This is a genomic window from uncultured Campylobacter sp., assembly GCF_938040115.1.
GTDB lineage: Bacteria > Campylobacterota > Campylobacteria > Campylobacterales > Campylobacteraceae > Campylobacter_A.
Genome location: NZ_CALHXD010000136.1, coordinates 1 through 1,025, shown reverse-complemented (window position 1 = coordinate 1,025; position 1,025 = coordinate 1). Strand labels below are relative to the sequence as shown.

1 protein-coding gene is annotated in these 1,025 nt (G+C 45.1%); it reads left to right on the top strand.

Translation table 11 applies throughout. The annotated features are described in order from the left end of the window. Positions 1–973 (top strand): FAD-binding protein (locus tag Q0314_RS05075; protein ID WP_298057234.1); only part of this gene is annotated, 973 nt, incomplete at its 5' end. Positions 974–1,025: the final 52 nt, after the last annotated feature.

Here is a 1,025-nt window from a genome sequence, read left to right as displayed (position 1 = left end):
TTCGCACTTTGAGAGCAAAGGCGGCAAGACGCTAAAGCGTGTAAAAGTCGATGAAATCGTGCTGGATAAAAACGGCGCGGCGATAGGACTAAAGGTTAGAGAGGAGTATAAATTTGATAAAAACCTAGCCGACGATGATGCACAAAACGTTTCCGGAGACGTTAAATTTTATAAAGCTAAAAAGGCTGTGATTTTTGCAAGCGGCGGATTTTCGGCGGATAAAGCCTTTAAAGCGGCGCAAAATCCAAGACTCGCCCTAGCCTCCACGCCGTCAAATCCAGGCGCAACGGCCGGCGCACTAAAAGCGATGGTAAAAGCGGGCGCGATGCCGGTGCAGCTTAGTTTGGGACGCTATTCTTTCGGTATTCCGACGGAGGATTTGATATTCGCGATCGCGGTCGACGGCAAAAACTCAAAGAGATTTATGAACGAGGACGGCGACAGGCAGACTTTGTCCGATAATATTTTAGAAAATATGCAAAAAAATGAAAGCGATCTGTTCCCTACTATAATCTTTGACGAGACGGGATTTGCCTCCAGTCACGATCCAAAAAGGCTGCAAAAATTTATAGAAACCGGCAAGATGAAAAAATTTGAGAGCCTAGACGAGCTAGCTGCGGAATTTAAGCTAAATGCGCAAATTTTAAAAGAGGAAATAAAGCGGTATAACGAAAGCGTCGCTGCTAAAACCGATGCCGATTTTAAAAAGGATTTAACTAAAGTCGCTCCGATAGAAAAGGCTCCGTTTTACGCGATACTCGGGGCTCCGGGCATCAGCTATACTCCAGGCGGCGTAAGGGTAAATTTAAACTTTGAAGTCCTTAATATAAACGATAACAAGCCTATTAAAAATTTATACGCGGTAGGCGAGGCGACGGGTGGCGTGCACGGATATACGAGGCTTACTAGCTGCTCGACGCCCGATTGTATCAGCTCGGCGATGATAGCGGCGGAGCATATCCTAAAAGGCTAAATTTAAAACCCAGACGGCGGGCAAAGCTTAAATTTATAAAATTTAAACTATA